21 protein-coding genes and 1 pseudogene are annotated in these 25,961 nt (G+C 60.4%); 7 read left to right on the top strand and 15 right to left on the bottom strand.

From position 1 onward, the window contains the following. Positions 1-9 precede the first annotated feature (9 nt). From CO667_RS27690 to CO667_RS27660, 7 genes are read right to left on the bottom strand one after another with little or no spacing between them, the layout of a single operon-like run. Positions 10-990, bottom strand: a complete 981-nt coding sequence (locus tag CO667_RS27690; RefSeq protein ID WP_097621416.1) for a GHMP kinase — start codon at positions 988-990, stop codon at positions 10-12. Next, positions 987-2,936, bottom strand: a complete 1,950-nt coding sequence (locus CO667_RS27685) for an HAD-IIIA family hydrolase (RefSeq protein WP_097621414.1) — start codon at positions 2,934-2,936, stop codon at positions 987-989. The genes CO667_RS27690 and CO667_RS27685 overlap by 4 nt, the downstream gene beginning before the upstream one ends. After that, complete coding sequence (locus tag CO667_RS27680; protein WP_097621413.1) at positions 2,926-3,867, bottom strand: SDR family NAD(P)-dependent oxidoreductase; 942 nt, start codon at positions 3,865-3,867, stop codon at positions 2,926-2,928. Before CO667_RS27680 ends, CO667_RS27685 begins: the two co-directional genes overlap by 11 nt. A 32-nt stretch (positions 3,868-3,899) precedes the next feature. Beyond that, the gene (locus CO667_RS27675; protein WP_245433314.1) at positions 3,900-4,805 is read right to left on the bottom strand and encodes a lysylphosphatidylglycerol synthase transmembrane domain-containing protein; all 906 of its coding nucleotides are present in this window, start codon (positions 4,803-4,805) and stop codon (positions 3,900-3,902) included. Positions 4,806-4,855: 50 nt separating this feature from the next. Continuing rightward, the gene (locus CO667_RS27670) at positions 4,856-6,826 is read right to left on the bottom strand and encodes a hypothetical protein (RefSeq protein WP_097621411.1); all 1,971 of its coding nucleotides are present in this window, start codon (positions 6,824-6,826) and stop codon (positions 4,856-4,858) included. Positions 6,827-6,845: 19 nt separating this feature from the next. Then, positions 6,846-8,084: a glycosyltransferase family 2 protein gene (locus CO667_RS27665; RefSeq protein WP_097621409.1), complete on the bottom strand. Its 1,239-nt coding sequence runs from the start codon at positions 8,082-8,084 to the stop codon at positions 6,846-6,848. 17 nt (positions 8,085-8,101) lie between these two features. Then, on the bottom strand, positions 8,102-8,728 hold the full coding sequence (locus CO667_RS27660) for an SIS domain-containing protein (protein WP_097621407.1): 627 nt from the start codon (positions 8,726-8,728) through the stop codon (positions 8,102-8,104). A 359-nt stretch (positions 8,729-9,087) separates the two neighbouring features. On the opposite strand from CO667_RS27660, the gene CO667_RS27655 reads away from it, so the two are divergent. Both CO667_RS27655 and CO667_RS27650 read left to right on the top strand, forming a co-directional pair. Continuing rightward, entirely contained in the window at positions 9,088-9,339 is a 252-nt protein-coding gene (locus tag CO667_RS27655; protein ID WP_097621406.1) for a transcriptional regulator, read from the top strand. Positions 9,340-9,342: 3 nt separating this feature from the next. Beyond that, the gene (locus CO667_RS27650; RefSeq protein WP_097621404.1) at positions 9,343-9,693 is read left to right on the top strand and encodes a type II toxin-antitoxin system RelE/ParE family toxin; all 351 of its coding nucleotides are present in this window, start codon (positions 9,343-9,345) and stop codon (positions 9,691-9,693) included. Between the two features lie 54 nt (positions 9,694-9,747). Here CO667_RS27650 and ugpC read toward each other — a convergent pair whose 3' ends face one another. Genes ugpC through CO667_RS27625 form a run of 5 tightly spaced genes read right to left on the bottom strand, consistent with a single transcriptional unit; the run spans position 9,748 to position 16,129 of the window. Then, positions 9,748-10,722 (bottom strand): sn-glycerol-3-phosphate ABC transporter ATP-binding protein UgpC, encoded by a 975-nt coding sequence (gene ugpC / locus CO667_RS27645; protein WP_097621402.1) that lies wholly within the window; start codon positions 10,720-10,722, stop codon positions 9,748-9,750. A gap of 5 nt (positions 10,723-10,727) precedes the next feature. Then, on the bottom strand, positions 10,728-11,555 hold the full coding sequence (locus CO667_RS27640) for a carbohydrate ABC transporter permease (protein WP_097621401.1): 828 nt from the start codon (positions 11,553-11,555) through the stop codon (positions 10,728-10,730). Further along, positions 11,552-12,430, bottom strand: a complete 879-nt coding sequence (locus CO667_RS27635) for a sugar ABC transporter permease (protein WP_097621400.1) — start codon at positions 12,428-12,430, stop codon at positions 11,552-11,554. Before CO667_RS27635 ends, CO667_RS27640 begins: the two co-directional genes overlap by 4 nt. A 59-nt stretch (positions 12,431-12,489) precedes the next feature. After that, positions 12,490-13,773, bottom strand: a complete 1,284-nt coding sequence (locus CO667_RS27630) for an extracellular solute-binding protein (RefSeq protein WP_097621399.1) — start codon at positions 13,771-13,773, stop codon at positions 12,490-12,492. Positions 13,774-13,810: 37 nt separating this feature from the next. After that, positions 13,811-16,129, bottom strand: coding sequence for an alpha-L-rhamnosidase (locus CO667_RS27625; RefSeq protein ID WP_097621397.1), 2,319 nt, complete (start codon positions 16,127-16,129; stop codon positions 13,811-13,813). A gap of 142 nt (positions 16,130-16,271) precedes the next feature. On the opposite strand from CO667_RS27625, the gene CO667_RS27620 reads away from it, so the two are divergent. Beyond that, positions 16,272-17,330 carry a LacI family DNA-binding transcriptional regulator gene (locus CO667_RS27620; protein ID WP_097621395.1) on the top strand — a complete coding sequence of 353 codons (1,059 nt, stop codon included), beginning with the start codon at positions 16,272-16,274 and terminating at the stop codon, positions 17,328-17,330. Between the two features lie 47 nt (positions 17,331-17,377). Here the strand turns inward: CO667_RS27620 and CO667_RS27615 are convergent, their stop codons facing one another. Continuing rightward, positions 17,378-18,289: a dihydrodipicolinate synthase family protein gene (locus CO667_RS27615; RefSeq protein ID WP_097621394.1), complete on the bottom strand. Its 912-nt coding sequence runs from the start codon at positions 18,287-18,289 to the stop codon at positions 17,378-17,380. 150 nt (positions 18,290-18,439) lie between these two features. Here CO667_RS27615 and CO667_RS27610 point away from each other — a divergent pair, with 150 nt between their 5' ends. Beyond that, positions 18,440-19,144, top strand: a complete 705-nt coding sequence (locus CO667_RS27610) for a GntR family transcriptional regulator (protein ID WP_097621392.1) — start codon at positions 18,440-18,442, stop codon at positions 19,142-19,144. A gap of 50 nt (positions 19,145-19,194) precedes the next feature. After that, a complete protein-coding gene (locus tag CO667_RS27605; protein WP_097621390.1) occupies positions 19,195-20,337 on the top strand; it encodes a Xaa-Pro peptidase family protein in 1,143 nt (380 codons plus the stop codon). A gap of 38 nt (positions 20,338-20,375) precedes the next feature. Here CO667_RS27605 and CO667_RS27600 read toward each other — a convergent pair. Together CO667_RS27600 and CO667_RS27595 are read right to left on the bottom strand one after the other, a co-directional pair. Continuing rightward, positions 20,376-21,719, bottom strand: a pseudogene (locus CO667_RS27600) (alpha-L-fucosidase); the annotation flags it as partial. Between the two features lie 21 nt (positions 21,720-21,740). Next, positions 21,741-22,748 (bottom strand): LacI family DNA-binding transcriptional regulator, encoded by a 1,008-nt coding sequence (locus CO667_RS27595; RefSeq protein ID WP_097621387.1) that lies wholly within the window; start codon positions 22,746-22,748, stop codon positions 21,741-21,743. Positions 22,749-22,939: 191 nt separating this feature from the next. Here CO667_RS27595 and CO667_RS27590 point away from each other — a divergent pair, with 191 nt between their 5' ends. Then, positions 22,940-24,865, top strand: coding sequence for an ABC transporter substrate-binding protein (locus tag CO667_RS27590; protein WP_097621386.1), 1,926 nt, complete (start codon positions 22,940-22,942; stop codon positions 24,863-24,865). Between the two features lie 102 nt (positions 24,866-24,967). Then, positions 24,968-25,954 (top strand): ABC transporter permease, encoded by a 987-nt coding sequence (locus tag CO667_RS27585; protein ID WP_097621385.1) that lies wholly within the window; start codon positions 24,968-24,970, stop codon positions 25,952-25,954. Positions 25,955-25,961: the final 7 nt, after the last annotated feature.

The raw sequence follows: 25,961 nt of genomic DNA, 5'->3' as shown, positions 1-25,961 counted from the left end.
TCACAGCCTCTATTGTGCAAAGGCGATGCGCGCGCCGCTCCAGTCAAAACGAAACTCGATTTCCTTGAGTTGCGACAGCGCTTGCCGGACTTTTCCCTGACGATCTCTCGGGCAATAGAGAACGAGGAAGCCCCCTCCGCCGGCGCCCGCCAGCTTGCCGCCGACAGCGCCGGCCGCACGAGCTGCCTCGTAATATTCGTCGATCGTGCTGTTTGTGATCTTCGAGGTCAGCGATCTTTTCATCATCCATCCGCGGTGCAGCGCCTCGCCGAAGGCACTGAGATCTCCACCCATGAGGATGTCGCGCATCTCGTAGCTCAACTGCACCATGCGTTCGACGGTCCGGAATTTATCCTCATCCGTCTCCATGGCTTGCACCTGTGTCGACAGGACCGAGCGGGTATCGCGCTGGTTTCCGGTGAAAAACAGCAGGATGTTGCTCTCGAGTTCAGCCATTTTTTCGGAGCTGAGGACGACGGGCTGAACATTCACGCTGCCGTTGGAGTTGAATTCAATGAAATTCAGGCCGCCATGCGCGGCCGCATATTGGTCCTGCTTGCCGATGGGCTCCTTCAGGATATCGATTTCGAGTTTGCAGGCCTCTTCCGCCAGCTGATCCTTGGAGGCAAAGCGCGACCTGTGGGCATAGAGCGCGTTGATCAGCGCCACGGAAAAGGAGCTGGATGATCCGAGGCCGGTTCCGGAGGGAATGTCGGCGACGGAAGCGACTTCGATGCCGGGCTCGACCCGATGCATCCGCAGGGCCTCGCGTAACAGCGGATGGGCGATCTCGTCCAGCGTGTCGGCGAGTTCGGTGCGTGTATATTTCAGATGATATTTGTTTTCATTGAAGTAGTTGTGCACGATCACGAAGCTGTATTTGGCTATCGCGCAGGACAAGACCGCGCCCGCCTGACGGCGGTAATAGGACGCTATATCGGAGCCGCCGCCGGCGAAGCTGACACGAAAAGGTGCGGATGAAACGATCAAAGGATTGTCTCCTCGAGATTGATGACGATATCGGCCAATGCCCGCTGCAGATCGATCTTCGGCCATTCCTCTTGAATGCGCGACGTCAAGAGGTCTTCGGCGGCAGCTGGCGTGAGGCCTTTCCAGGCGTAAAAATTATGGAAGCGATTGAACAGCGTCTGCTGCGACGCGTCGACGAAGACTGCCATATCGACATCTTCGCGGATCGACTTATGTCCGGCAAAGATGCCGTCCAGGAGAATGACCTCGGCATCACGGGCATCATAGGTGGCCGTATCCGCACGTTGGCTACGGCTTGCAGCGTCGTAACCGGGCGCCTCGACCCGTCCGGATCGGCGCAGCACGCTGACGATCTCGGGATAGAGTTCGACCCGGTTGCGTTCTTCCGCGTTCATGTCAGGGCGGCGATGTTCGAGCGGCAGGATCCAGCGATCGAGTTCCAGCCTCAGCACCCGGCGCCCCGATTCCGAGAGCAGACGCTCGATCGCATGCGCAAGCGTGCTTTTGCCGGAGCGGGAACGACCGCAGATGCTGACGAGCAGCGGGCCGGCATTCTTTGAAAGACGCTGATGAATGGCTCCTACCGGCGCGTGGCCGATATGCTGATAACCGCACTGAAAGCGAACGGCGTCATAGACCGTGTCGAAGACGAGATTGGCGCGGGGAATGTCAGCTTCCGCGGCGGGATAGCTCTTTTCATCCCGCAGGCCGTAACCTGTCCGAACGCCGTAAGCCCAGATGCCTGCCTTGCGGCCCGCACCGATGTCGCGCAGGCTGTCTCCAATGATGATGGATTTCGATCTTTCAATCGGCAGCTCCGCCATTGCCTGCCGGATCATCAGATCTCCAGGCTTGCGGCACGCACAATTGATCTTGAGCGTCGCGACTTCATTGGGAAATCCTTTGTCCGGATGATGCGGACAAAAATAAATCCGGTCGAGGACGCCGCCTTCCTCGGCAAGCTCAGCTTCCAGACGACCAAGAACATGATCCAGGCCGGTCTCATCCAGCAGGCCTTTGGCGACCTGCGGCCTGTTCGTGACGGCAATCGCAAGGAAGCCCGCCTTGCGGGCGAGCCGCACCGCTTCGCCGGCCCGGCCGATCAGCTTCACCTGGTCGGGATGGGTGACGCCATGGCCGCCGACATCCTCGTTGAGGACGCCGTCGCAATCGAAAAATACCGCCGGTCTTTTGACCGACAGATGAACGGCATGAACTCTTTCCTGGCAGAGGTCTTCCTCCGCGGCGGCATGCCGGTTTGGTGAGCCGGTATCCTTCATATATTCCGGCGTGTCATAGATGGCGACCGGGATGGACCGCTCGAGAAGATCGGGAATGACGTCATGAATCATGTCTGCCGTTTGCCCGGGCAGCAGCTCCTCGAAAAATCGCTCGGAAGCCACGTACAAACCGGCTGGCACCAGATTGCGCCAATCCGCATCGCGCGGCGCTTTGCGGGGCAAAAGGTGCTTCAAATAGCCATGTTTTTGGACGACGAGATCGGATGTGCGAGGATGGTCGTTGGGGTGAGCGATGATGGTCAGGGCGGCGGGAAATTGCTGACGATGACGCGCCAGTGCCGAAAGATCGATATCGAACAACATGTCGCCGTAGACGATCAGGACGTCCCCGGTCACGGCGTCCAAAGTCGTCAAGCAGCCTGCAGTGCCGAGCGGAGACGTCTCGACCAAAACCTCGATCTCAATGCCGAGTTTTTCAGCTTCGGGGCTCAGCGCAGGCTCGAGCTGGCTGCCGAGGTGGCCGCCAAGCACCCGCACATGCTGAACGCCCTCGCGGGCGAGGACGCGAATCTGCCTGAGAATGATCGGCACGCCGGCAAGCGGCAGAAGCGCCTTCGGAACGGCGTCGCCCGTCATGCTGCGCGCGCGCGTTCCAAGGCCTCCGGCAATAATGATGGCTTGGCGAATAGCGGCTTCAGAACCCATTCGCCAGGATCCGCTCGACGGCAAGTTCAACGGCTTTCGTCGATTTCCGCTTCGGAGACCAGCCGAGCGTGACCAGCCGGCTTATGTCGTAGCTGAAGCGCGGCACATCGCCCAGCCAGCCGCGGTCTTCGCTTCCGTATTCGATGGCGGCTCCGGCCGCAACTTTGGAGACCACGATCTCGGCGATATCCCGGACGGACGTTTCGCCGATGCCGCTGGCGTGAAACACCTCATAGGTGCCGGGCGCCTTGTCCCAGGCGAGGAGAATTGCATCCACCAGGTCGCCGACATAGAGATAAGGCTTTGTCTGCATTCCGTTGCCAAGCACCTGGAGTCTCGTCGGATCAGCCTTTAATCTGTTGATGAAATCGTAGATTGCTCCATGCGTGGAGCGCTCTCCGACGACATTGGGAAACCGCAGGACAAGCGTCTTGATGCCGAATGACAGCGCGTAAACCGACAAATAGGCTTCAGCGGCGAGTTTGCTGGCGCCATACAGGGAGATCGGCCGCAGAGGGCCGTGGTTCTCATGGATGTTTCCTTCGGCTTCGCCGAACACTGCGGAGGTGCTGGCAAAAAACAGCCTGCCGATCTCATACTTGCGCATGATCGCAAGCAGCGTCGTCGTCGTCAGCTGGTTCAGCTGCAGGTCCAGTTCCGCATTGGCATTGCCTGCGGCAATATCGGAATTGGCGGCAAGATGAAAAACAGCGTCAGGACGGTCCGCGGCAACGAGCTGGTCCATGCCTTCCCGATCCAGCATATCGAGCTGCTGGAAGCGAAAATCCGGTCGATCCGTCAGATGGTCTATGTTCCGCATCCGGCCAAGATGAAGATTGTCGATCGCGGTGACCCGATAGCCCAACTCCAGAAGGCGATCGCAGAGATGGCTGCCGATAAATCCGGCCCCTCCCGTTACCAAGGCATGCATGTCGGCAGCTCCATATGATCTGTTAAGGCTCATCAGAGCGCTTTGATCTTTCCCGAATGAGGACGCGAAAGGACGAATACACCACCGGCCAAGCCGACTACAAGCTGCAACAGGCCGAAAACCACCGAGAGTGTTGCGGCGTCCGTCGTGCCTATGCCGAACACCGCAAGTGAAATGATCATGCCGCCCTCGCGGAGGCCCCATCCGCCAACGGAAATCGGAATCATCGCGATCAAAAGCACCGGCGGGAAAGCGGCTGCCGCCTGGCCCCAGCCGAGCGGGAGACCGAGGCCGAGAACGAGGATCTCCAAGCAGACGACGCCCAACCCGTGAATGACGAGGGTCAACAGAAATATGCCGACCATTCTCCGGTGGGTGATAAAAGCCTGTAAGGCGGCGCTCAGCGCGTGCAGCCTTGCTGGAAGAAACCGGGTGAAGAGCTGATGACGCCAGCCGAACGCGACGGCCAATGCGATGGTTCCCGCGACGCCAAGCGCCGTGAACTCGGTCAGATAGGGGATGGGAAAGTCAAACTGATAGACGGCACGCATGATGATCAGTCCGATCAGCGCAACGACCGCCAATCCGAAAAGCGTGAGCATGCGGTCCATGACGACACCGAGCGTGGCTTCGCCGACCGTCAGGCCGTATTTCACGGCGCCGAATATGCGCGCGGCATCGCCCGGAATGGGACTTGGAAGAGCTTGATTATAGAACAGGCTTTGCATGAAGAGTTTCATGGCGCCTGATATCTTCAGCCTTCGCCCGATCATTTCCGACAGAAGGCACCATCGCCACGCCGAAAGCAGGGCCTGCAGGAGCAGAAGGAGGATACTGACCGAGATGGTCGTCGCCGACAGGGCCTGGACCGCAGCCCACCCTTCCGAAAAATCGACCTTGCGCGCGATCCATATGACGAGGCCCAGAGCGACGCCCACTTTCAGGACCGGTATGCCGATGCGAAACAATGCCTGGGAGGACGGAGTGGTCACAGTGCTCGGTCCGCGTCAAAACGATAGAGTTTCCAGCCGAACCGATCTGTCAGTATCAGCGAAGAATGCGGCATCATGTGAGCTATGACGGTGTTGGCAATCACTACTTTGTCTTCTCCAACGCGTTCGGCAAGGAAAGCACTGCCGGCATCCGGGGGGATGATGAAGTAGCCTATATGATTGTCCCTGATGAACGCGCCGATATCCGAACCCGCTGCAGGCAGCACGTAGCGCGGCAATTGCCAACCGCCATCGCGGCCGTTGTTGTAAGCCGTGGACAATAGTGTGTTGGCAGTATCGAAAGGTTGAAAAACGGCTCGCAGGTCGTGATCTGCGATATAGCGATACATGAAATAAGCTTCGCGGTGGCTCTCCATATATTTGTCGACGCTTATCAACCCGAGCGCGACGTCTAATTCTTTCGCCTTGGCCGGATCGATGTCACTGCCGCCCAGGCGATACCAGTGGGAAATCCAGAGTCCTCCCGCCAGCAAGCCGATTATCACCGGGCTGGCGACCATGCATGCCGGCGAAGAGATGATTTTCGTCAGTGGGGCTATCCGCGGCAGGACCTGCTCGTCGAGCCATCGATCCAACCGTTCGCGAACCAGGGAGGCGCCGATAAACCCGGTCGAAAAGAACAGCAGATAGGCTGGCGTCGCCCACCTGATATGATTGAACATAACGGCGTACCATATCACAAACATGGCAGCGGTGATCGCTGCGAGAAATGCGATGCGCCGAAAAGCCACGGCAAGACCGGCCAGTATCAAAACGAGAGCGACGAAAGCATTCGGCTTGCCGGCGAGGAACCAGTTGTAAAGGATATGGAGGAAGTCGTGCCAGCCTTGCAGAGTTGCAAGATTCGTCACGAAATGTCGGTTGGCGGGATCGAAGGCCCGGCCCAATTCGAGCATGTAATCCGCCATCCAGGCGTCGGTGAGGCCCGAATGGCCGAATATGAAAGGATAGATCGGATTGCCGAGAATGATCAGGTTTTTCGCATACCAGTAGCCCGCGACTGCGAGGAATGCGCAGAGGCATGACAGAAAAAGCGGCAGCGATACCTTTCCCTTAAAGAGCGTTGGCATCAACGCCAGCCCTATAAGGCCCACCATTTGCAGTTCCGTGTATTTTCCTCCGACCGCTCCTCCCAAGACGAGCGCACAATGAAAAAGCTCCGCCGGACGCCGGGTTTCCAGATAACGCCATAGGAAAAGCACGGCTGCGACCGAGAAGCACGACCGGGCCAGGTCCGTCATCGGTTCGCCGACACTCCCCCTGAAGAAAGTGATGCTGAGGATCAGAGCGGCCACCAGGAAAAAACCGCATGCCCGCCAACGACTGGCGCAGCTTGAAAGCAGGAACAGAAATCCGAAGAAAATTGCGATATTCATCGCCGCCGCGCCGGTCCAGTGACCGCTGACCATCATCACGAGTGCAAACAGCAAATTGAAAAAGAGTGGAATATTGCCGTAGAAGGGATGGTCGATCTGCGGCGACACAAAGCCGGCGTGATCGATGATGCTGTTTGCGAGCGGGATGTGGAAAACCCAAACGTCGGCAATACCCGGCGGAAACAGGGCCTGGATGCTCCACACATAGCAATAGACGATGCATACGAGTGCCGCGAGGACCGGAAGCGGGTTGCCGATCCTGGCTTCGGCCGCGATTTTACGAAAAATTGAACGCAGGTCGCCCAGAACGGCGACGAGATCGCGCCGCCGCCAGATCATCGAGATGACCACCAGAGGGAGAACGATCTCCCATCGCAGTCCGTGAAATGCGCCAAGGATGGTCGCCGCGCCGCCTGATATCGCCAGAGCCGGCAGAATAGCGCTGAACAGAAAGTCGGTACCGTCCCGGAAGGGCTGATCGCAATGTCGGTTGAGCCAGGCAACGATGCCTCTGTCGATCACGAGGCCCCATAATATTATGGAGAGAACCGTGCACCAGCCTACGATCATGATCGCCCTTTCGTGACTCCTATCCCGCGAGAGGAGATGCGGGTTTCTTGACTGGCAGCATGACCCCGAGTGCTCTTATCATGAGCCCTGATATAAAGATCTGAAACGCCGTGATGATAAGCCAGAGCCCGAAGACGGCCCAGTTCGTTTCGACGCCGATCTCAGGCAGCACATAGCCATTCCCGACATAGGAATCGAACAGCGGGACCGCCAACAGGACACCAGCCAGAACAGCGATGGCGGATCCCCAAATCGTCGCATTGTAAGGCAGCAGCCGCTCGAAGCGATGTTGCACATGTCCCGAATAGTCAAAAATCACTCGACCGATTGCCGCCGAAACCAGCATTGATTGACCGAGAACGGCCAAGGCCATGGCAAACAGCATGGCGTTGGACGAGAACCGCACACCGGCAATAGACATAGGCCCGGCGAGCAACGGCAGCATGACGATCAAACCGAGGGTTAGAAGCAGGAAGCCCGGCCAGATGAGAAAGAAATCGAACCCGTAGACGAACATCGCCTGAAGATTGCGCCAGCCTGCGCGCCATGGCTCCATCCAACCCCGCCGCTTCATGTGGCTGAGCCGGCCTTCGGGATCCTTCAGGAAGTGGATCGGCACTTCCGTGGTCGGAAGCTCCATATGCACTGATTTCAGCACCATTTCGGACGCGTATTCCCAGCCTTGCGACCGAAGATCCATGCGAAGCAAGGCGTCGACGCTGATGCCCCGCATGCCGCAATGGATGTCGGAAAAGCGGCTGCTGAACATTCGGTTGAGAATCCACGTCGTCAGCGGCGTTCCAAAATAGCGATGCAGAGGCGGCATCGCGTTCTCTTCGATCGAGCCCTTGAACCGCGAGCCCATCACGAAGTCGTAGCCCTTCCGAAACGCCTCGATGAACGGCGCTATCTGCCGAAAGTCATAGGTGCAGTCCGCATCACCCATGATGATGAACTTGCCGCGGACGAAGGGAATGGCATCGATGTAAGCTCTGCCCAAACCGCGCTTCGGTGTCCGCAACACGCGAGCCCCCCTGTCGCGGGCGATTTCGGGTGTGCGATCGCTTGAACTGTCGACGATCAGGATCTCTACCGCCGCACCGCTTGCCGCAATACCCTCGCGGCACCAGTCGACGAAGGTGCCGATCGTCAATTCCTCGTTGAGAGAGGGGACGAGGATCGTCACTTCAGGGTTGGCGACGTCATCGTCGGGCGTAAGGAGGATCAATTCCGGATCGTGAATGCGGGGAGAATTCATGCGCGTGAAATGGCTCGTTAGGAGAGGGTCGGCGGGACAAGTCCGCAGGAAAAATCCAATACGGCATGACATATCGTCAGATGTGCGATCTCGACATAGCCGTATTGATCGGAAGCAACATAGAAGTTCAGGTCACCCAGATCGCGCAACGGATTGCCCGGCGCGAATCCACTCAGCGTGATGATGGCGCAGCCTCTTTCCCGCGCCGTCCGGACGGCCTTGGTAATGCTTTCAGATCTTCCCGAGCTGCTGATCGCCACCAGCAGATCCCCTTCGTTTGCGTGCATGTCGATCTGCGTCGCAAATACGTTCTCATAGCCGAGGTCGTTGGAGAGGCATGTCAGCGTCGCGCCGTCGTTCATCGCCATCGCGCGCAGCCCACCGTTTTTCGAGTAGTCTGTCGCCATGTGGCTGGCAATTGCCGCGCTGCCCCCGTTGCCAATGAACATGATCTTCCGGTTGGCATCATGCGTGGCACGGGCCAATTGCATCGACTCGGTCACCGCTGCGGCATAATCCAGGCTCTCTCCGCCTGGTCTCGTAGCGGTTGCATTCAAAAGAACATGGCGAAGAAATGTGAAGTAGCCATCCAGATCGCTGGCTGTGACCTGAAGCCCCGAAGACCTGCTCTCGTTCTGTGACATGCGCGTTCAGTCTCCACGGCTTGGAATTTGGGGCGTCCTTAAAGATTAAATGGTACAAAGGCAAGTTGCCCGCCTGCGCTTTTGAGGGTTGTCGGCGCGTGTCACGGCTTTGCAACTGACGGTGTTCCGTCATGCCTTTGGTTGATCGACCCGGCCGCGGATGAGGCGCATTGCGGCATGCGGCTCATCGTTCATGCCCAACTTGACGGCGAACTCGCAAAGCCGCTGTCAACAGAAACGTCGACCCTCGGTTCCCGATTGCCGCGATCATGGCTCCAGTCCGAAAGGCTGGAACGTGATGAATATTGACAATATATGCTACGCTGTCCAAGATAAGACGAAACGGAAAGGATAGGCCGATGGCATCGGGCAGCATTCATGTGAAGGTCAGCGGGCAGTTGCAGGACCATATCCAGCAGCAGGTCGGCGATGACGGCCTCTATGAAAATGCCAGCGAATATATTCGTGCTCTCATTCGCCGCGACTTGCAGACCCGTGATGAGGCCTGGGATATGCTGCAAAAGGAGCTCGCGCCTGCGATGCGGGCCGAAGACAGCGAATTTGTCGCGGTTTCGGCTGAAGACGTGATCCGCCGCAACAAGCGCCGCTAGGCCATGACGGCTTATCGATTTTATCCGCGCGCCGACGCCGCGCAGGACAGGATTTGGCGCGATACTTTTGAAGCGTGGGGAGAGAAGCAGGCGGACGCCTATATTCTCGGGCTGCACGCCTATCTGCAGCGTCTATGCGAGGATCGGCTGATCTGGCGACAGCTTCCGCAACGTCTTGCGGTTCCGGCAGACATCAAGCGCTCGGCCTATTTCGCTCGGTATGAGCATCACTATGTGTTCTTTCGGGAGCTTGAGAACGGTGATCTCGGTGTCATGAGCATTCTTCACGAACGGATGAATCTGCCGGTCCGGCTCAAAGAGGACCTGGTGGCTCTCTCAAACAAACAACCGTGAGGGACGAGATATTCGGTCGGTAGGGTTGCTCTTCGAGGTGGGGCTTTTACCCGTTCAGAACCGATGCTCCGCTCCCTCGACCGGATTTGCCCAGACCGTCATATCGGGCGCGAACGGCGTCTCGCCTTCGGCGCGCACGACCATCTCGCCGAGGTTGGGAACGTCGAGATAAAGGATCGCATCGGCGCCGAGCCGCTCGACATGCCGGATCCTGCCCTGCCACCGCCCGGTATCGGAAAGCCGGATATGTTCAGGGCGGATGCCGTAGGTCGTGCAGTTCAATCGCTGCGCTATCTCGCCGCTATAGAGGTTCATCTTCGGGCTGCCGATGAAGCCGGCGACGAAGGGTGTCGCGGGATTGCGGTAGAGATCCATCGGGCTGCCGATCTGTTCGACCGCTCCGCCGTTGAGGACGACGATCTTGTCTGCCATCGTCATGGCTTCGACCTGATCGTGGGTGACATAGATCATCGTCGATTTCAGCCGCGCGTGCAGATCGGATATCTCAAGGCGCATCTGGGCTCTGAGCGACGCGTCGAGATTGGAGAGCGGTTCGTCGAACAGGAAGACCCTGGGATCGCGGATGATCGCGCGGCCGATGGCGACGCGCTGCCTCTGGCCGCCGGAGAGCGCTTTCGGTTTTCTCTGCAGCAGGTGAGTGAGCTGCAGCGTTTCTGCCGTTGCTGCAACCTTGGCGGCGATTTCCGCCTTCGGGCGGCGGGCAAGCGAAAGTCCGAAGCCGATATTCTCGGCGACGGTCATGTGCGGGTAGAGCGCATAGCTCTGGAACACCATGGCAATGCCGCGCTCGGAGGGTTCGGCATAGGTCACGTCCTTGCCGCCGATGGTCAGCGTGCCGGAGGTCGTCTCCTCCAGGCCGGCGATGATGCGCAGCAGCGTCGACTTCCCGCAGCCCGACGGGCCGACAAAAACGACGAACTCGCCGGAGGCAATCTCCAGATCGACCCCCTTGATGACCTCGAGAGCGCCAAAGCTCTTGCGAACCTGTTTGAGAGTGAGTTCAGCCATTCCTGCTACCCTTTGACTCCGCCTGACGTCATGCCCGCGACGATCTGGCGGTTGAAGAAGATGAAGACGATCAGCGGCGGGATGGTGACGAGGAGGATGTTCATGAAGAGCAGATTGTATTGGCTCGTATACATGCTCTGGAAATTATAGAGCGTCAGCTGCACCGTCACGTTTTCCTTGCCGGGAAGGTAATAGAGCGGATTGGTGAAATCGTTGAAGATCGCGATCGACTGCACGACGATATTGGTCACGGTCACCGGTTTCAGAAGCGGCAGGACCACCCGGAAGAAGATCTGCCGGGGCTTGGCGCCGTCGATCAGCGCCGCCTCATCGAGATCGCGCGGTATGGTCGAGATGAACGATCGGTAGAGCAAGACCGAAAAGGAGAGATTATAGGCGACCTGGATCAGGATCATCCCGGTCATGGTCTTGAAGAGGCCGATCTCCTGCAGCAGGCCGATGGTCGGCACGACCGCCGGCGGCATTATCAGACCTGTGAAGAGGGCAATGAAGGCCACCCTGTTCCAGGCGGTCCTGCGGCGCTGCATGACATATCCGACCATTGCCGACAGCAGGATGAGGATCGTGACCGAGACGACGGTAATCAGCGTCGAATTGAAATAGGCGAGCACGAGCTGGTAGTCGCGGGCCTTGAAGACGGCGACCAGATTATCCCAGAACAGCCATTGTCCGGGCAATTCGAAATCGAGCCGGGACGCTTCGGATTTCGATTTGACCGCCTGGAGAGCGACGAAAACGAAAGGCATCACAAAGATCACGGCCGCCACGGCAAGGGCTATCGCGCCAGTGACATAAGGGCGAATGCTTCTCATTCCTGGGCCTCGCGCCGGTTGAACCACAGGGTGAAGGGCAGGATGATCACGGCGATCAGCGCAAACAGAATGACGTTGCCGGCGGTCGACAGACCATAGAAACCTGCCTGATACTGCTTGTAGATCACCGAGGCGATCACGTCGGAGGAAAATCCCGGCCCGCCGCGGGTCATGGCCCATATCAGGTCGAAGGAACGAAGCCCGCCGATCAGCGACAATGTCACCACGATGACGGTGGCGGGACGCACGAGCGGCAAGGTGATCCGGGAAAATTGCTGGAGGCGCGTCGCTCCGTCAATTCTCGCCGCCTCGTAATAATCGGGGCTGATCGCAGCGAGCCCGGCGATGAAGATCAGCGTGGCGAGGCCGACACCTTTCCAGACATCGACCAGGGCTACGGAGAAAAGCGCAAGCGCCGGATTGGTCAGCCATCCAGGTCCCGGAATGCCGAGCGCCTCGAGCGTCACATTGATGATGCCCTTGGTCGGATGCATCATCACCGTGAAGGTGATGCCGATGCCGATGGTCGAGACCAGGACCGGAAAGAAGACCAGCGTGCGCAGGAAGCCGCGGGCGAAGATATTGCTGGTCAGCAGCACCGCCAGCAGCAGCCCGCAGACGGTCTTCAGGCCCGAGGTCGTCACCGCATAGATCAGCGTGTTGACCAGCCCCTTGACCAGGAACGGTTCGGAAAAGAACTGCTGAAAGTTTTCGAGCCCGATGAATTCGGCCGTCGTAAGATCCCAGCGGGTGAGGCTGTACCAGAGAGACGATACCGTCGGAAAAAGAAACAGCACGCCGTAGATGACGGCGGCGGGAATGAAAAACCACAGCGGATAGGGCGATTTGCGCGAGCGGGGGCGTGTCTCGGTCATGACTACCTCTTCGGTCGGGTGGAGCCTCGCTCCTTCAGGAGCGAGGCCCCGAAAGACCGCTACCAATTCGGCAGGCCGAGCTGCTTGGCCTGTTTGCGCACGTCGTCATCATAGAGTTTCGCCGCCTCGGCCGGCTGGCGAATACCGGAGCCGACCTCGACGGTGATCTGCTCGAGCGCCGGCCCCTTGACCGGCGAAACGAATTCGAGCGCCGAGGTCGTCATGCCCTTGGTTTCGAAGTAGGGGAGCATGTCCTTTACGGCAGGCGGTACGTCGGCGGGCAGATCGCAGCCGTCGATCAGCGGTGGCCCCTGCACGGTGTTGGTTTCCACCATGATCTTGCAGCCTTCGACGCTTCCGGCGAAATCCACGAATTTCTTCGCTTCCTCTGCGTGCTGGCTGGTCAGGGGAATATAAAGGGCGGGCGGCATCCACACCGTCAGGCCGTTCGTCGCCGCATCGTCGCTCGGCTGCGCGAAGAAACCGACATCTGTAAGGTTCTCGGGATAATTCTGTTTGAGCGCGCCGATGGCGAAGCTCAGCATCGGATAGTGCGCTGCCTCGCCGGTCGCCACCATTCTCAGGCCATCGTCGTAGCTTGCCGCGCCGAAATCCTCGTTCATCAGGCCGGCGTCGTGAACGTCCTTCAGCCGTTCGAAGCCTTTCATGGCCGCCGGCGTCTCTGCGTATTTTGCCTTGTTGGCGGTATAGGTGGCGGCGAAGTTCGGCACGGCGGCATGCAGATTGTAATAATCGGCCAGAACGAACAGCTGCGAAGTCCAGGTATCGCGATAGGTCTGCGCCACGGCGACCTTGCCCGAAGCCTTGACCTTCGCGTTGTTGGCCATGAAATCAGCCCATGTCTTCGGAACGGTGAGGCCGAGATCCTGGTAGATTTTCCTGTTGTAGAGGATGCCGCCCGCCATCGCCGTGCCGAAGGGAACGCCGTAGAGTTTGCCACCGGCGCTGACCACCGACTTGAAGCCCTCGTCCACCTTCGCCTGCGCCGCGAGGCCGCTCAGATCGACAAGTGTCTGCCCCGGCTTCAGCGCCTGCAGCAGCGAACCGGAATTATAGAGGAACACATCGGACATTTCGCCCGTTGCCAGGCGCGTCTTGATGATGTTGTCACCCTCGCCGCCTCCTGCCCGCGGCTCGATTTCGATCGTCACGTCAGGCGCCTTGGCCTGGTAGGCAGTAACCAGGGCTTCGGCCGCCGCGACCGTGTCGGGGTTGTTGTCGATCAGGAAAGACAGCGTGGTTTCTGCATGCGACGGGCTGGCCGCGACCACGGCCAGAAGCGCGGATGCGCCGGCAAGAATGCGCTTTATCCGATATGTCATGACGTTCCTCCTCTGAACGATGTGACGTGTATGCTCCTCAGGAATCGGGTAGCGAAAAGACCAGCCGGTGCGTGCCCGGGGGAAGAACGGCTTCCCCGACGACAGGTTCGCCGTTGAGCGACGGGTTCCGGTGCCGCCGCCCGGGCCGGAAGCGGCCGATGCAGCCTTCCGGAAGGGTCAGGACATAGGTGACTTGGTTGCCGGTGCAATGCCAGCCGGCCTCGATGCGGCCCTGGCTCACGTCATGATGGGCCGCAACCGGCGAAAGGGACGGAATCGGCGCGGGATCGACGGTCACCTCGGCAAAGCCGGGTGCGCTCGGGCTCGGCGAAATTCCGGCGACGCTTTCGAACAGCCATTGGCAGACGGCGCCATAGGCATAGTGGTTGTAGCTGTTCATGTCGGGTTCGTAGATGGTGCCGTCGGGCGCCATGGAATCCCAGCGCTCCCAGATCGTCGTCGCTCCGTTCGAGACCTGATAGAGCCAGCCCGGCACATCCTCCTGCAGGAAGACCTTTTCGGCCAGATCGTCCATGCCGAGCTTCGTCAGCGCCGGCAGCAGGGCAGGCGTGCCGATGAAACCGGTGCCGATCCTGTAGTCGGCATCGATGATCACCTGGCGGAAATGCTGCTCAGCGGCTTGCCTGTGTTCGGCCGGTATCAGCTCGTGCAGGAAGGCCAGCGCATAGGACGTCTGGTCGTTATGCGCCAGCCGTCCCGCCGGCGTGATGAACTCATTGGCGAAGGCGCGGCGAATCTCGCCGGCGCGCCGCTTCATCTCATCCTCAAGCTTGGGCTCGCCGAGAACAGCTGCGATCTTCGCCAGAAGGTCGGTCGAGATGAAGTGATAGAGTGTGGCCGCGCAGTCGTCGGCGATGGTCGGACGAGGCTTTCTATTGTCGCCGACCGGCTGCAGCCAGTCTCCGAAGGTAAAGCCGCGATCGCCCCAGCGGGACGGCGGGCGCACGAGCGGGCCATCCGAGATCGACCAGACGAAATCGACCCAGCGAACCATGGAATCCAGGCACTCCGATAAAACCGCCCGATCGCCGTAATGGGTGTAGAGAACCCAGGGGATGACGACGATCGCGTCGCCCCAGCCAGTCGAGCCGGCATAGCCAGGGAAATCGGTAGGATGCAGACGTGTCGGATCCGGCGAAAAATGCGAGACGGCGCCATCCTCGCGCTGGTCGGCCATCACATCGCGCAGATACTTCCGCAGGAAAGACTGGCTGTCGCTCAGCCAGCAGGCGGTTGCCGCAAACACCTGGGCATCGCCCGTCCAGCCCAGGCGTTCGTCGCGCTGCGGGCAATCTGTGGGCACTTCGACGAAATTGGCGCGCTGCGACCAGATGGTATTCTCAACGAGGCGATTGACGAGCCTGTTGCCCGAGGTGAAGCCGCCGGCGGGCTCCGGTACCGACGAGATCGGGATGGATGCAATGGCGAGAATCTCAGCATCGCCAGTGATGGTCACCCGGGCATAACGGAAACCTTGGAAGGTGAAATGCGGGGAGTAGGTCTCGTCTCCGTTGCCGCGCAGCGTATAGACGGTCTGCGCCACGGCCGTGCGATAATTGCGATTGTCGAAATGACGGTCGGGGCCGAGCACTTCCGAATGCTCCACCCGCACCTCAGCGCCGGCAGCCCCGCGGACGGTATATCTGACATAACCACCGGCATTCTGGCCGAAGTCGTAGACGGTCCTGCCGTCGTCGGTCCAGCTTTCCACCGGGGCGAGCGGCTGCAGTTCCCGCACCGCCGCAGTTTCATGGGCGACGAGCAGCGCCTTGTCGAACGGCAATCTCTCCGTTCCGTGGCTCTCCAAGAGATTTTCCGCGCGAGCATCGTAGATCTCGCCGAAATAGATCCCCGACTTCAGGATCGGCAGAAGACCGCTCCGCCACGTGGTGTCGGTGGAAAGAAGGGTGCCGCCTGGCCCGATCATCTCGGCGATGGCGCCGATCCTGTCGCCCCAGCAGTTCGGGATCGCCTTGGCGCCCCACATCAAGGGCGACCGGTACCATCCGTCGGCAAGCCAGATCTCGATGCGGTTCCGGCCCGGCTTGAGCAGCTTCGAGACATCGTATCGCTGATAGGCGATGCGATCGTCGTAATTCGTCCAGCCCGGCGTCAACAGGTCGTCGCCGACCCGGGCGCCGTTGATGAAGCAGCGGTAAAGTCCGAGCGCGGAGATGAACAGTTGGACCGGAAGTCCGGTGCCGTCATGTTCGAAGCTCTTGGAGATGAAGCTTGCCGGCGTTCCCTGGCCGCCATCCGACAGCGGCGCGATCATGTCCCCCGACCAGGCGCGTGAAACGAGATTACCGCTGATGGCTGCCGGCTGAAAGTTCATCAAAACCTCCCAATGATTTGTAGAACGTTCTCCATATAACGTTCTACATTTTCTTCGGAAGCGCAATAGAAATTTCGTTGCCAGTCTGCCATGGTGGTTTTGCGGGCGATTGACGACCCGCAGCCCGCAAGCCAGAGATTTCATGTCAGTCGAAGACAAACAAAAGCCGCAACGAAACGACCGGGTGACGATCCGGACCGTGGCAACCCACGCAGGTGTATCGGTCGCGGCGGTTTCCAAGGTGATGCGAAACGCCTACGGCGTCAGTGAAGCGCTGCGTGCAAAAGTCACCGACGCTATCGATGTGCTCGGATATCGCCCTTCGCGGGCGGCGCGGGGGCTGCGCGGCCAGAGTTTCACCATCGGCGTGCTTCTGATCGATATCCGCAATCCTTTCCTTCCGGAGGTGATTGCCGGCGTGAACGGCGTGCTGGCGCCGTCGCACTATCAGGCGATGATCGGCGTCAGCGATGCGCAGGTGCAGCTTGAGACCTCGCTGATCGAGTCGATGATCGACTACAAGATGGACGGCCTTATCCTGGTTGCGCCGCGCTTGCCCTCGGAGATCCTGGCAAAGTTCGCGGTGGAGATCCCGATCGTCGCGGTCGGTTACCACGCTGCCGGCGCCACGGCCTTCGATACCGTCAACGCCGACGATCAGCGCGGGGCCGAGATCGCGGTGGAGGCGCTTCTGGCCCGCGGCTACCGCGACATCGAAATGCTCAGCCTCGGCGAGCGCGAGGGGCATGCGGTTTCCGTTGTCCGCCAGCGAGAGATCGGCTTTCGCCGGGCGATGCAGCGCGGCGGGCTCGGCTCCTCCGCCCCGATCGGCAAAATTCCGATCGCCTCGCCGAAGCGAGAAGAGGCGATGCGAAAGTTCCTGTCGAGGAAGGACCGGCCGCGTGCCGTGTTCTGCTGGAGCGATCTCGACGCGATCACCCTTCTGAGCCTGGCGGTGGAGATGGGCGTGCGCGTGCCCGAAGATCTCGCCGTCATCGGATATGACAATTCGTCGACCGCAGCCCTCGGCCTCGTCAATCTCGCCAGCATCGATCAGTCGGGCAGGGAACTCGGTCAGGTCGCAACCCGGGCCTTGATTTCCAGAATTGAAGGCCGCAGTGCGGCCGAGCATATTCTCCAGATACCGTCGCTGGTCAGCCGCAACAGCCTGGCCGGGTCCGAGGCCACGAAACAAGGTTGAAGGTAAGGCCGGCAGCGGCAGTCGACGCTTGCCGGCCCCATTGTGTCTCAGGCAGCCTGGCGGATATTCGAGGGGCGCGTGGCAGCGGCCTTCTCGACCATGGCGGTGACCTCGGCGCGGCGCGCGCCGGAAAGCGGCATGCGCGGCATGCGCACCCGTTCGGAGCCGCGGCCCATGATCTGCTCGGCAAGTTTGATCGACTGCACGAGGTCATGCTCGGCATCGAGATGCAGAAGCGGCATGAACCAGCGATAGATCTTGCGGGCCTCTTCCCAGTCGCCGCGTTCGGCGGCGGCAACCAGCTGCACGGATTCCTGCGGGAAAGCGCTGGTCAGGCCGGAGACCCAGCCCTTGGCGCCGAGCATCAGGCCTTCGAGCGCGACGTCGTCGAGGCCGGCGAAGATATCGAAACGATCGCCGAATTCATTGATGAGATCGGTGAAGCGGCGCGGATCCGGTGCGCTTTCCTTGACCGCCTTGATATTCGGCACGTCGGCAAGCACCTTCAGCACATCGGCGCCGATGTTGACGCGGTAGGCCGGCGGGTTGTTGTAGAGCATGATCGGCAGCGAGGTCGCTTCGGCGACGGTGCGGAAATGCGCGATCAGCTCTTCCGGCTTCGGTACATAGACCATGGCCGGCAGCAGCATCAGGCCGTCGGCGCCGAGTTTTTCGGCGTCGCGGGCATAGGCGACGGCGCGGCGCGTGTCGAATTCGGAGACGCCGGTCACAACCGGAACGCGGCCGTTGACGACCTCGACGGCGGCTTTCAGGATGGTGCGCTTCTCATCGGGATCGAGCGAATTGTTCTCGCCGCAGGTGCCCATGACGATCAGCCCGTTGACGCCGTCGGTCACCAGCGCGTCCTGGACGCGCTGGGTCGCGGTCAGATCCACGGATAGATCTTCGTTGAATTGGGTCGTTACGGCGGGGAATACGCCCTTCCATCCTGTTGTCATCGATCGAAACTCCGTTAAGATTGGTTTCGTTATATACAAACTGTCGACAAGACTCAATCCGGCGCGATCCGGAAATTTGCAGGCGGAAGACTGTCGTTGCGGGAATCGGCGAAAACGCCATACAAGGCTGTCATGACAGGGGAGGGACGGATGCAGAACGACGCGGAAAATGTGCGGGTACGGGGCTCCGGCACGCAGAGCGTCTATGTCACGCTGCGCCGGGAAATCCTGTCGATGGCGCTGGAGCCCGGCAGTCCGCTCGACGAGGTTCGACTGTCGGAACGCTTCGGCATGTCGAGGACTCCTATTCGCGAGGCGCTGTTGCGGCTTGCCGCCGAGGGGCTCGTCACGACACTGCCGAACCGGAACACGATCGTCGCGATGATCGATTTCGCAAGCCTGCCCACCTATTTCGAAGCGCTGACGCTGATGTACCGGGTGACCACCCGCGGGGCCGCCCAACGGCGGAATGAGGCAATCATGAAGACCATCCGCCTGCATCAGAAGGATTTCGCCGACGCCGTTGCCGCGCGCGACGCCTATGCGATGATCGAGGCGAACCGCGAATTTCACGTGGCGATCGCCGAGCTTGCCGGCAATTCCTATTATACGACCTTCTTCGCCAGGCTGCTCGACGAAGGCCGGCGCATCCTTCGCTTGTATTATTCGACCTTCGACGACCGCCTGCCGCGCCAATATGTCGACGAACACGAGGAAATGATCGCCGCCATCGAGGCCGGCGACGCCGAGCGGGCCGACCGGCTGGCGATCGCTCATGCCGGCCAGATCGTCCGCCAGATCCAGGACTATATCGCCCGCGACCTCGACCGGCCGGTGGCGATCGCCCTGACCTGAAGCGCTGGCCGGGGCGAGGGAAGCAGAAACGGTAAGAACAGGAAAACGACATGTCGTGGCAGCACCCTATACCCCGCATCACGGATGACGAACGGCAGACCCGTCTCACCCGTCTTCGAGAAGCGATCGAAGCCGAAGGACTAGCCGGCGTGCTTCTCGGCCCGACCGAAAGTCTGCGCTACTTCACCGGGCTCGTCTGGCATCCGAGCGAAAGGTTCCTCGGCGCGCTGATCACACCCACCGCCATTTCCTACATCGTTCCCGGTTTCGAGCGCAGCCGCGTCGAAACGCTGCCGCATCTGCCGGGGGAAATCCTGGTCTGGGAAGAGGAGGAGAACAGCGCCGCGCTCGTTGCCCGCCTTGTCGGCCAAGACGGCGGGCTTGCCCTCGACGATGGTCTGCCGCTGTTCTTCTATCATGCCTTGGCAGCGGCGATGGGCGCCGAACGGCTCGCCGATGGCGGCCGGCTGATCCGCGACCTGCGGCGCATTAAATCGGCCGCCGAGATCGCCCTCATTCAATATGCGATGAACCTGACGCTCGACGTCCACAGGCAGGTGCATGCGCTGTTGAAGCCGGGCATCAGATCATCCGAGGTGGTCGATTTCATCGATCGCCGGCATCGCCAGGCCGGCGCCGATGACGGCTCGACTTTCTGCATCGTGTCCTTCGGGCTAGCGACCTCGCTGCCGCACGGCGCCGACGGCGATCAGATCCTCGGCCGCGGCGACGTCATTCTCGTCGATACCGGCTGCCGGATCGACGGTTATCATTCCGATCTCACCAGAACCTATGTGCTGGAGGCCGGCGACAGCGCCTTCGAACGCGCCTGGTGGATCGAACGCGAGGCGCAGCAGGCTGTGTTCGACGCAGCCCGGATCGGTGCGGCCTGTTCAAATCTCGACGATGCGGCCCGCGCGGTGCTCGCCAGACACTCCCTCGGCCCCGATTACCGCCTGCCGGGATTGCCGCATCGCGCCGGACATGGTCTCGGGTTGGAGATTCACGAGGAGCCCTACATCGTTCGCGGCAACGATACGCCGCTTGCCGCCGGCATGTGTTTTTCCAACGAACCGATGATCGTCTTTCCCGAAAAATTCGGGGTCCGGCTGGAGGACCATATCTATATGACCGCCGAGGGACCGCGCTGGTTCACCAGTCCCGCAGCGGGACCGACCGCGCCGTTCTCCTGAGCGGGCATGGCTCGACCGCTTAACGGCGTCAGCAGTCTTCAATCCTGAAGGCTGGCGGCACTCCCCGCCTTGAGCTTGACCTCGATAACCGGGACGACGACCTTGGGGCGGCGCACCGGCAGGACGAATGTCAGCTCGTCCTCGCCGACGGGGAACTGGGTGTTCGCCCATAACGTATTGGCAGACGGGCGCAGCCAAGTGACCTCGCTGGCATCGTGCAGGAATTGCGCATATTCGATTTTCCCGGCCAGCGCATCGAAATGCAGATGCTTATAGGGCCAGTTGAAAAGGTGGATATAGAGGCGGTCGCCGTTCTGGGTCAGGCGGCAATCGGGCGGGGCGGCGAAGTCGGACTGGGTGCAGCCGACGATGCTGCGCTCGTGCAGCGCCATCCACTCCTCGTAGGCTGAAAGCGCCGATATCGCGCGGTGATCGAGCGTACCGCGTGCCGTCGGCCCGACATTCATCAAGAGATTCCCGCCGATGGCAACGGTGCCGACCAGCATCTGCACCAGTTGCTCGGTGCTTTTCCAGGTGTCCTCGTCACGGTGATAGCCCCAGGAGCCGCTGAGCGTCTGGCACGCCTCCCAGACGACGCGCCTGCCGTCGCGCTTCGGCCAGGCGCGCGGCATATATTGCTCCGGCGTGACGATATCGGGCTGCAGACCGGCAAGGTCGAGCCGGTTGTTGATGATGATCTCGGGAGCAAGCTCGCGCACCAGGCGCACGAGTTTCTCGCTTTCCCAATCCTGATGGCCCTTTCCGACCAGGTCGCCGAGCTTCCATTGCGGATAGCTGAAATCGAACCACATGATGTCGATCCGGCCGAACTCGGTCAGCAACTCACGCACCTGTTCGCGCATGAAGGCGGCATAGCGGCTGATATCCCGGCCTTCGTTGATCTTCGAGGCGTCGGGATGATTGCGCTGCGGGTGGCGCGGATCGACCGTGAAGTCGGGATGATGCCAGTCGATCAGCGAATAGTAGAATCCGATCCTCAAGCCCTCGGCGCGGAAGGCGTCGACGAAGGGGCGCAGCAGATCTTTTCCGTAAGGCGTGTTGGTCACCTTGAAGTCGGTGGCCTTGGTGTCCCAGAGGCAGAAGCCTTCATGGTGCTTGGTCGTCAGCACCACATATTTCATGCCGGCAGCTTTCGCGCGTCTCGCCCATTCGCGGGGGTCGTAGAGATCGGGATCGAAATGATCGAAATATTTCTGGTAGTCGGCGTCGTTCAGTTCTTCCCGGCTTTTGACCCATTCATGACGCGCCGGCAGGGCATAGAGCCCCCAATGCACGAACATGCCGAACCGGTCGTGGACGAACCAGGCCTTCTTCTCCTCGGGCAGGGCCAGTGACTGCAGATTGTCGCCATCCATGGGATATTCCTCCTGTTGGGATTGGAATCAGGTCGTTTCGCGGACGATGAGCTCCGGCACGATGACGATGCCGTGCTGGCGGTTTCTGGTGGCGATGCGGCTGAGCAGAAGGCGCACGGCTTCCTCCCCCATTTCCCGCTTCTGCACCCGGAGCGTGGTAAGCGCCGGTGACAGCAGTTCGGCCGTCGGAATGTCGTCGAAGCCGATCAGCGCGATCTGCCCGGGGATCGAAATGCCGGCGGCCCGGCAGGTCTTCATGGCGCCGATCGCATTGAGGTCGTTGTAGCAGACAAGGGCATCGATGCCGGGCGTCTCGGCCAGCAATTGCGCCGCCGCCGTCTGTCCGCCGGCCGCCGTGGGGTCGCAATAAACGAGGCCTTCCGCCTTGAGCCCGTGAGACGCCAGTGTCTTGCGAATGCCGACGAGGCGGCTCTTGCCGCCGAAGGAACTGCGCGGTCCGGCGACGATCGCGATCTTGCGCCGGCCGCGCTCGACCAGATGATCGATGGCGCGCGACGCGCCGGTCTCGTAATCGGTGACGATCGTCCCGGCGACCTCGTTGGGCGCCTCGCGGTTAATGAGCACCACGGCCCGGTGGGGCGCCAGCGCCTTGTGGAGGGCGGCATCGGGCAGTCGCGCGCTGCAGACGATGATGCCGTCGACCCGATGCCTGAGCAGCGTCTCGATGAGTTCTTCTTCCCGCTTGCTGTTTTCGACGACATTGGAGAGCAGCAGATTGTAGCCGGCAGCACTTGCCGCATCCTCGGCGCCCCGGATGACTTCAGGAAAGAACGGATTGGTGATGTCGGGAACAAGAAGACCGATGGTCTTCGACCGATCGGACCGCAATCCGCGTGCGAAGGGATTGGGCCGATAGTTGAGCTCGTTCGCGGCTGAAAGAATGCGTTGGGTGGTCTCGGCGCTGGCGCCGCCCTGATCGTTGAGCACGCGCGACACCGTCATCGGCGACACGCCTGCGGCGCGGGCGACGTCGGCGATGGTGATTTTGGAGTCTGGTTCTTTGGGGCGGCTCAACGGCGCGATCTCTTCGGATGTACAGGAATTACGATAACGATAACTAACATGATTTCCCGGAAAGCCAAGGATATTCGCGGTCAGCATAAGGCGAGAAGAATCTCTTTGACAAGAATGTACGGTAACGTTAACGTTTGGGGAAGAGGAGAATACGTTAACGATAACCTAGAGCAGAACATTGGGAGGACGGTATGCAGCACGCTAGAATTCTACAGCGGCAGGTTATTTCCACAGTTGCCGCGGCAATCCTCATTGGCGCCGGCTGGGCCGGCGCCGCATTCGGCTTTCAGGAGTCGCCGGACCTCAAGGCGCTGGTCGACGCCGGCAAGCTGCCGCCGGTGGAAAAACGGCTGCCCAAGGAACCGCTGGTGCTCACGCCGCTTGAATCGGTCGGCACCTATGGCGGCACCTGGCGCACGGCGACCTTTGGCGGCGGCGACAGCGAGATCGAGCGTTCGATCGGCTATACCAGACTGGTCCGCTGGAATCCGGAATGGACGGAGGTGATCCCCGACATCGCGAAGAGCGTCGAGGTCAATGATAACGCCACCGAATATACCTTCACCCTGCGCGAAGGCACGCGCTGGTCGGACGGCGAGCCCTTTACCGCCGACGATCTGGTGTGGTGGAACGAGAACGTGCTGCGCAACACCAAGATCACGCCTGCAGCACCCGACTGGCTGACCGGGGGCGGAGAGACCGTCAAGGTCGAAAAACTCGCCGACGACAAGGTTGTCTTCAAATTTGCCGCGCCGAACGGCCTGTTTCTGATGAACATGGCCACTGTGCGCGGCTCCGATATTCTGGCCGCCGCACCAGCCCACTACCTCAAGCAATTTCACAAGGATTTCAATCCCGACGGCGTCGACGCCCTGGTGAAGGCAGCCGGCGCAACCGACTGGGTCCAGCTCTTCAACAACAAGACCGGGTTTCCCGGCCGCTGGCGCGATCTTGGCCGCCCAACGCTCGATGCCTGGGTGTTGACCGCGCCCTATAATGGCACCACCCAGGTCGTCGCTGAACGCAATCCATACTATGCCAAGGTGGATACCGCAGGAAACCAGCTGCCTTACTTCGATCGGATCACTATCGATGTGATGCAGGATACCCAGGCGATCATTCTGAAGGCGATCAGCGGCGAAATCGACATGCAGAACCGCTTCATCGAGACGACCGACGCCCGTACGGTGATCGTGCAGAACCAGGAGAAAGGCGGCTACGGCTTGTTCATCGCTCGGCCGGCGTGGTCGAACGCCCTGCTGATCACCCTCAACCAGACCCACAAGAATCCGGCCTTGCGCGCTGTCTTTTCCAACAAGGATTTCCGCATCGGCCTTAGCTACGCCATCAACCGCGAAGAGCTCAACCAGCTGATCTATGCCGGACAGGCCAAGCCTTATCAGGCAGCACCGCGTGAAGGCACCGCGCTCTACGACGAGAAGATGGCGACGCAGTATCTGGAGTATAATGTCGATCTCGCCAATCAGTATCTCGATAAGGCCGGCCTTACCAAACATGACTCCGAAGGCTATCGCCTCGGTCAGGACGGCAAGCGGATCACCTTCGCGATCGACGCCTTGACCGGAAGCCCGATCCAGGTGGACGCCCTCGAGATGATTCAGCGCTACTGGCGGGCCGTCGGCATCGACATGCAGCCCCGCCCGGCCGAACGTTCGCTGATCTTCTCCCGCCTGCAGAACAATGAGAATGACGGCCTTGGATGGGTTGGCGGCGGTGGCTACGACTTCCTCGGCCTGCTCGATCCCAAATGGTATTTCCCGCACGAATATGAATCGAGCTTCGCCACGGCCTGGGGCCTCTATTACCAGAACCCCAAGGATCCGAACGCGCAAGAACCGAGCCCCGCCGCCAAGAAGCAGATGGATCTCTACCGGCAGGTGCAGGAAGCGCCGACGCTCGAAAAGCAGCTCGCCGCGATGAAGGAGCTGCTGGCGATTACCCGTGACGAATTCTACGTCATCGGCACCAACCTGGAGCCGGACCGCGTCGGCATCGTCAAGACCAATATGCGCAATGTCCCGAAGGTCATTCCCAGCACATCGTTCTACATGACACCGGGACCGGCAAAGCCCGAGACCTTCTACTACCAGCAATAACGGAACGCGACCGACAGGGATGGCGTCTACGGGCGCCACCCCATCGACACCAGCCCAGTCCCAATCATCTGATCGGCGATCGCCGATTGAAGGAGCTTGACCATGGCCGGCTTCATCATCAGACGTCTACTTTACATGATCCCGATGATGTTCGCGATCTCCGTCGTGACCTTCATCATCATCCAGCTGCCGCCCGGCGACTTCCTGACCGCGATGACGGCGCGTCTGGCCTCCCAGAATGAAACGATCGATCCCGGCGTCATCGCCGGCCTGCGCGAACGTTATGGCCTCGATCAGCCCTGGGCGGTGCAATACTGGAAATGGATCAGCGGCATCCTGCTGCGCGGCGATTTCGGCCAGTCCCTCGATTGGAACAAGCCGGTCAGCGAGCTGATCTGGGCCCGCATGGGCCTGACGATGGTGGTCTCGGTCACCACGCTGCTCTTCGTCTGGGCGGTGGCCTTTCCGATCGGCATCTATTCGGCGGTGCGGCAATATTCACTGGGCGATTATTTCGCCACCTTCTTCGGCTTTCTCGGCCTCGCCATCCCGAACTTCCTGCTGGCGCTGGTGCTGATGTATGTTTCGGCACAGTATTTCGGCCAAAGTACCGGCGGGCTGTTTTCACCCGCCTATATCAACGCCGTCTGGAGCTGGGCCAAGCTCGGCGATCTCATGTCGCATATGTGGATCCCGGTCGTCGTTCTCGGCACCGGCGCCACCGCGGCGCTGATCCGCATCATGCGCGCCAACCTGCTCGACGAACTCAACAAGCCTTATGTCGACATGGCTCGCGCCCGGGGCTTGAGCGAAATCCGGCTGCTGTTGAAATATCCGGTGCGGGTGGCGCTCAATCCGTTCGTCTCCACCGTCGGCTGGGTGTTGCCGCACCTCGTCTCCGGCTCGGTGGTGGTCTCCATCGTTCTCAGCCTGCCGATCACCGGGCCGCTGCTGCTCAACGCCCTGTTTGCGCAGGACATGTATCTCGCCGGCACCTTCATCCTGCTGATGAGCATGCTGACGCTGATCGGCACGCTGATCTCCGACCTGCTGCTCGCCTGGCTCGATCCACGCATTCGCAACGGTTGAAGGACGA

Origin of the sequence: Rhizobium sp. L43 (assembly GCF_002531725.1) — a bacterium.
GTDB lineage: Bacteria > Pseudomonadota > Alphaproteobacteria > Rhizobiales > Rhizobiaceae > Rhizobium.
The sequence above is the reverse complement of the archived record's forward strand: the minus strand, read 5'-3'. Positions and strand labels throughout refer to the sequence as shown.

Coding starts and splice junctions, on each gene's coding strand:
- CO667_RS27685 (WP_097621414.1), bottom strand. CDS start 2,936: ATGGGTTCTGAAGCCGCTATTCGCCAAGCCATCATTATTGCCGGAGGC.
- CO667_RS27680 (WP_097621413.1), bottom strand. CDS start 3,867: ATGCATGCCTTGGTAACGGGAGGGGCCGGATTTATCGGCAGCCATCTC.
- CO667_RS27670 (WP_097621411.1), bottom strand. CDS start 6,826: ATGATCGTAGGCTGGTGCACGGTTCTCTCCATAATATTATGGGGCCTC.
- CO667_RS27665 (WP_097621409.1), bottom strand. CDS start 8,084: ATGAATTCTCCCCGCATTCACGATCCGGAATTGATCCTCCTTACGCCC.
- CO667_RS27660 (WP_097621407.1), bottom strand. CDS start 8,728: ATGTCACAGAACGAGAGCAGGTCTTCGGGGCTTCAGGTCACAGCCAGC.
- CO667_RS27655 (WP_097621406.1), top strand. CDS start 9,088: ATGGCATCGGGCAGCATTCATGTGAAGGTCAGCGGGCAGTTGCAGGAC.
- CO667_RS27650 (WP_097621404.1), top strand. CDS start 9,343: ATGACGGCTTATCGATTTTATCCGCGCGCCGACGCCGCGCAGGACAGG.
- ugpC (WP_097621402.1), bottom strand. CDS start 10,722: ATGGCTGAACTCACTCTCAAACAGGTTCGCAAGAGCTTTGGCGCTCTC.
- CO667_RS27640 (WP_097621401.1), bottom strand. CDS start 11,555: ATGAGAAGCATTCGCCCTTATGTCACTGGCGCGATAGCCCTTGCCGTG.
- CO667_RS27635 (WP_097621400.1), bottom strand. CDS start 12,430: ATGACCGAGACACGCCCCCGCTCGCGCAAATCGCCCTATCCGCTGTGG.
- CO667_RS27630 (WP_097621399.1), bottom strand. CDS start 13,773: ATGACATATCGGATAAAGCGCATTCTTGCCGGCGCATCCGCGCTTCTG.
- CO667_RS27625 (WP_097621397.1), bottom strand. CDS start 16,129: ATGAACTTTCAGCCGGCAGCCATCAGCGGTAATCTCGTTTCACGCGCC.
- CO667_RS27620 (WP_097621395.1), top strand. CDS start 16,272: ATGTCAGTCGAAGACAAACAAAAGCCGCAACGAAACGACCGGGTGACG.
- CO667_RS27615 (WP_097621394.1), bottom strand. CDS start 18,289: ATGACAACAGGATGGAAGGGCGTATTCCCCGCCGTAACGACCCAATTC.
- CO667_RS27610 (WP_097621392.1), top strand. CDS start 18,440: ATGCAGAACGACGCGGAAAATGTGCGGGTACGGGGCTCCGGCACGCAG.
- CO667_RS27605 (WP_097621390.1), top strand. CDS start 19,195: ATGTCGTGGCAGCACCCTATACCCCGCATCACGGATGACGAACGGCAG.
- CO667_RS27590 (WP_097621386.1), top strand. CDS start 22,940: ATGCAGCACGCTAGAATTCTACAGCGGCAGGTTATTTCCACAGTTGCC.
- CO667_RS27585 (WP_097621385.1), top strand. CDS start 24,968: ATGGCCGGCTTCATCATCAGACGTCTACTTTACATGATCCCGATGATG.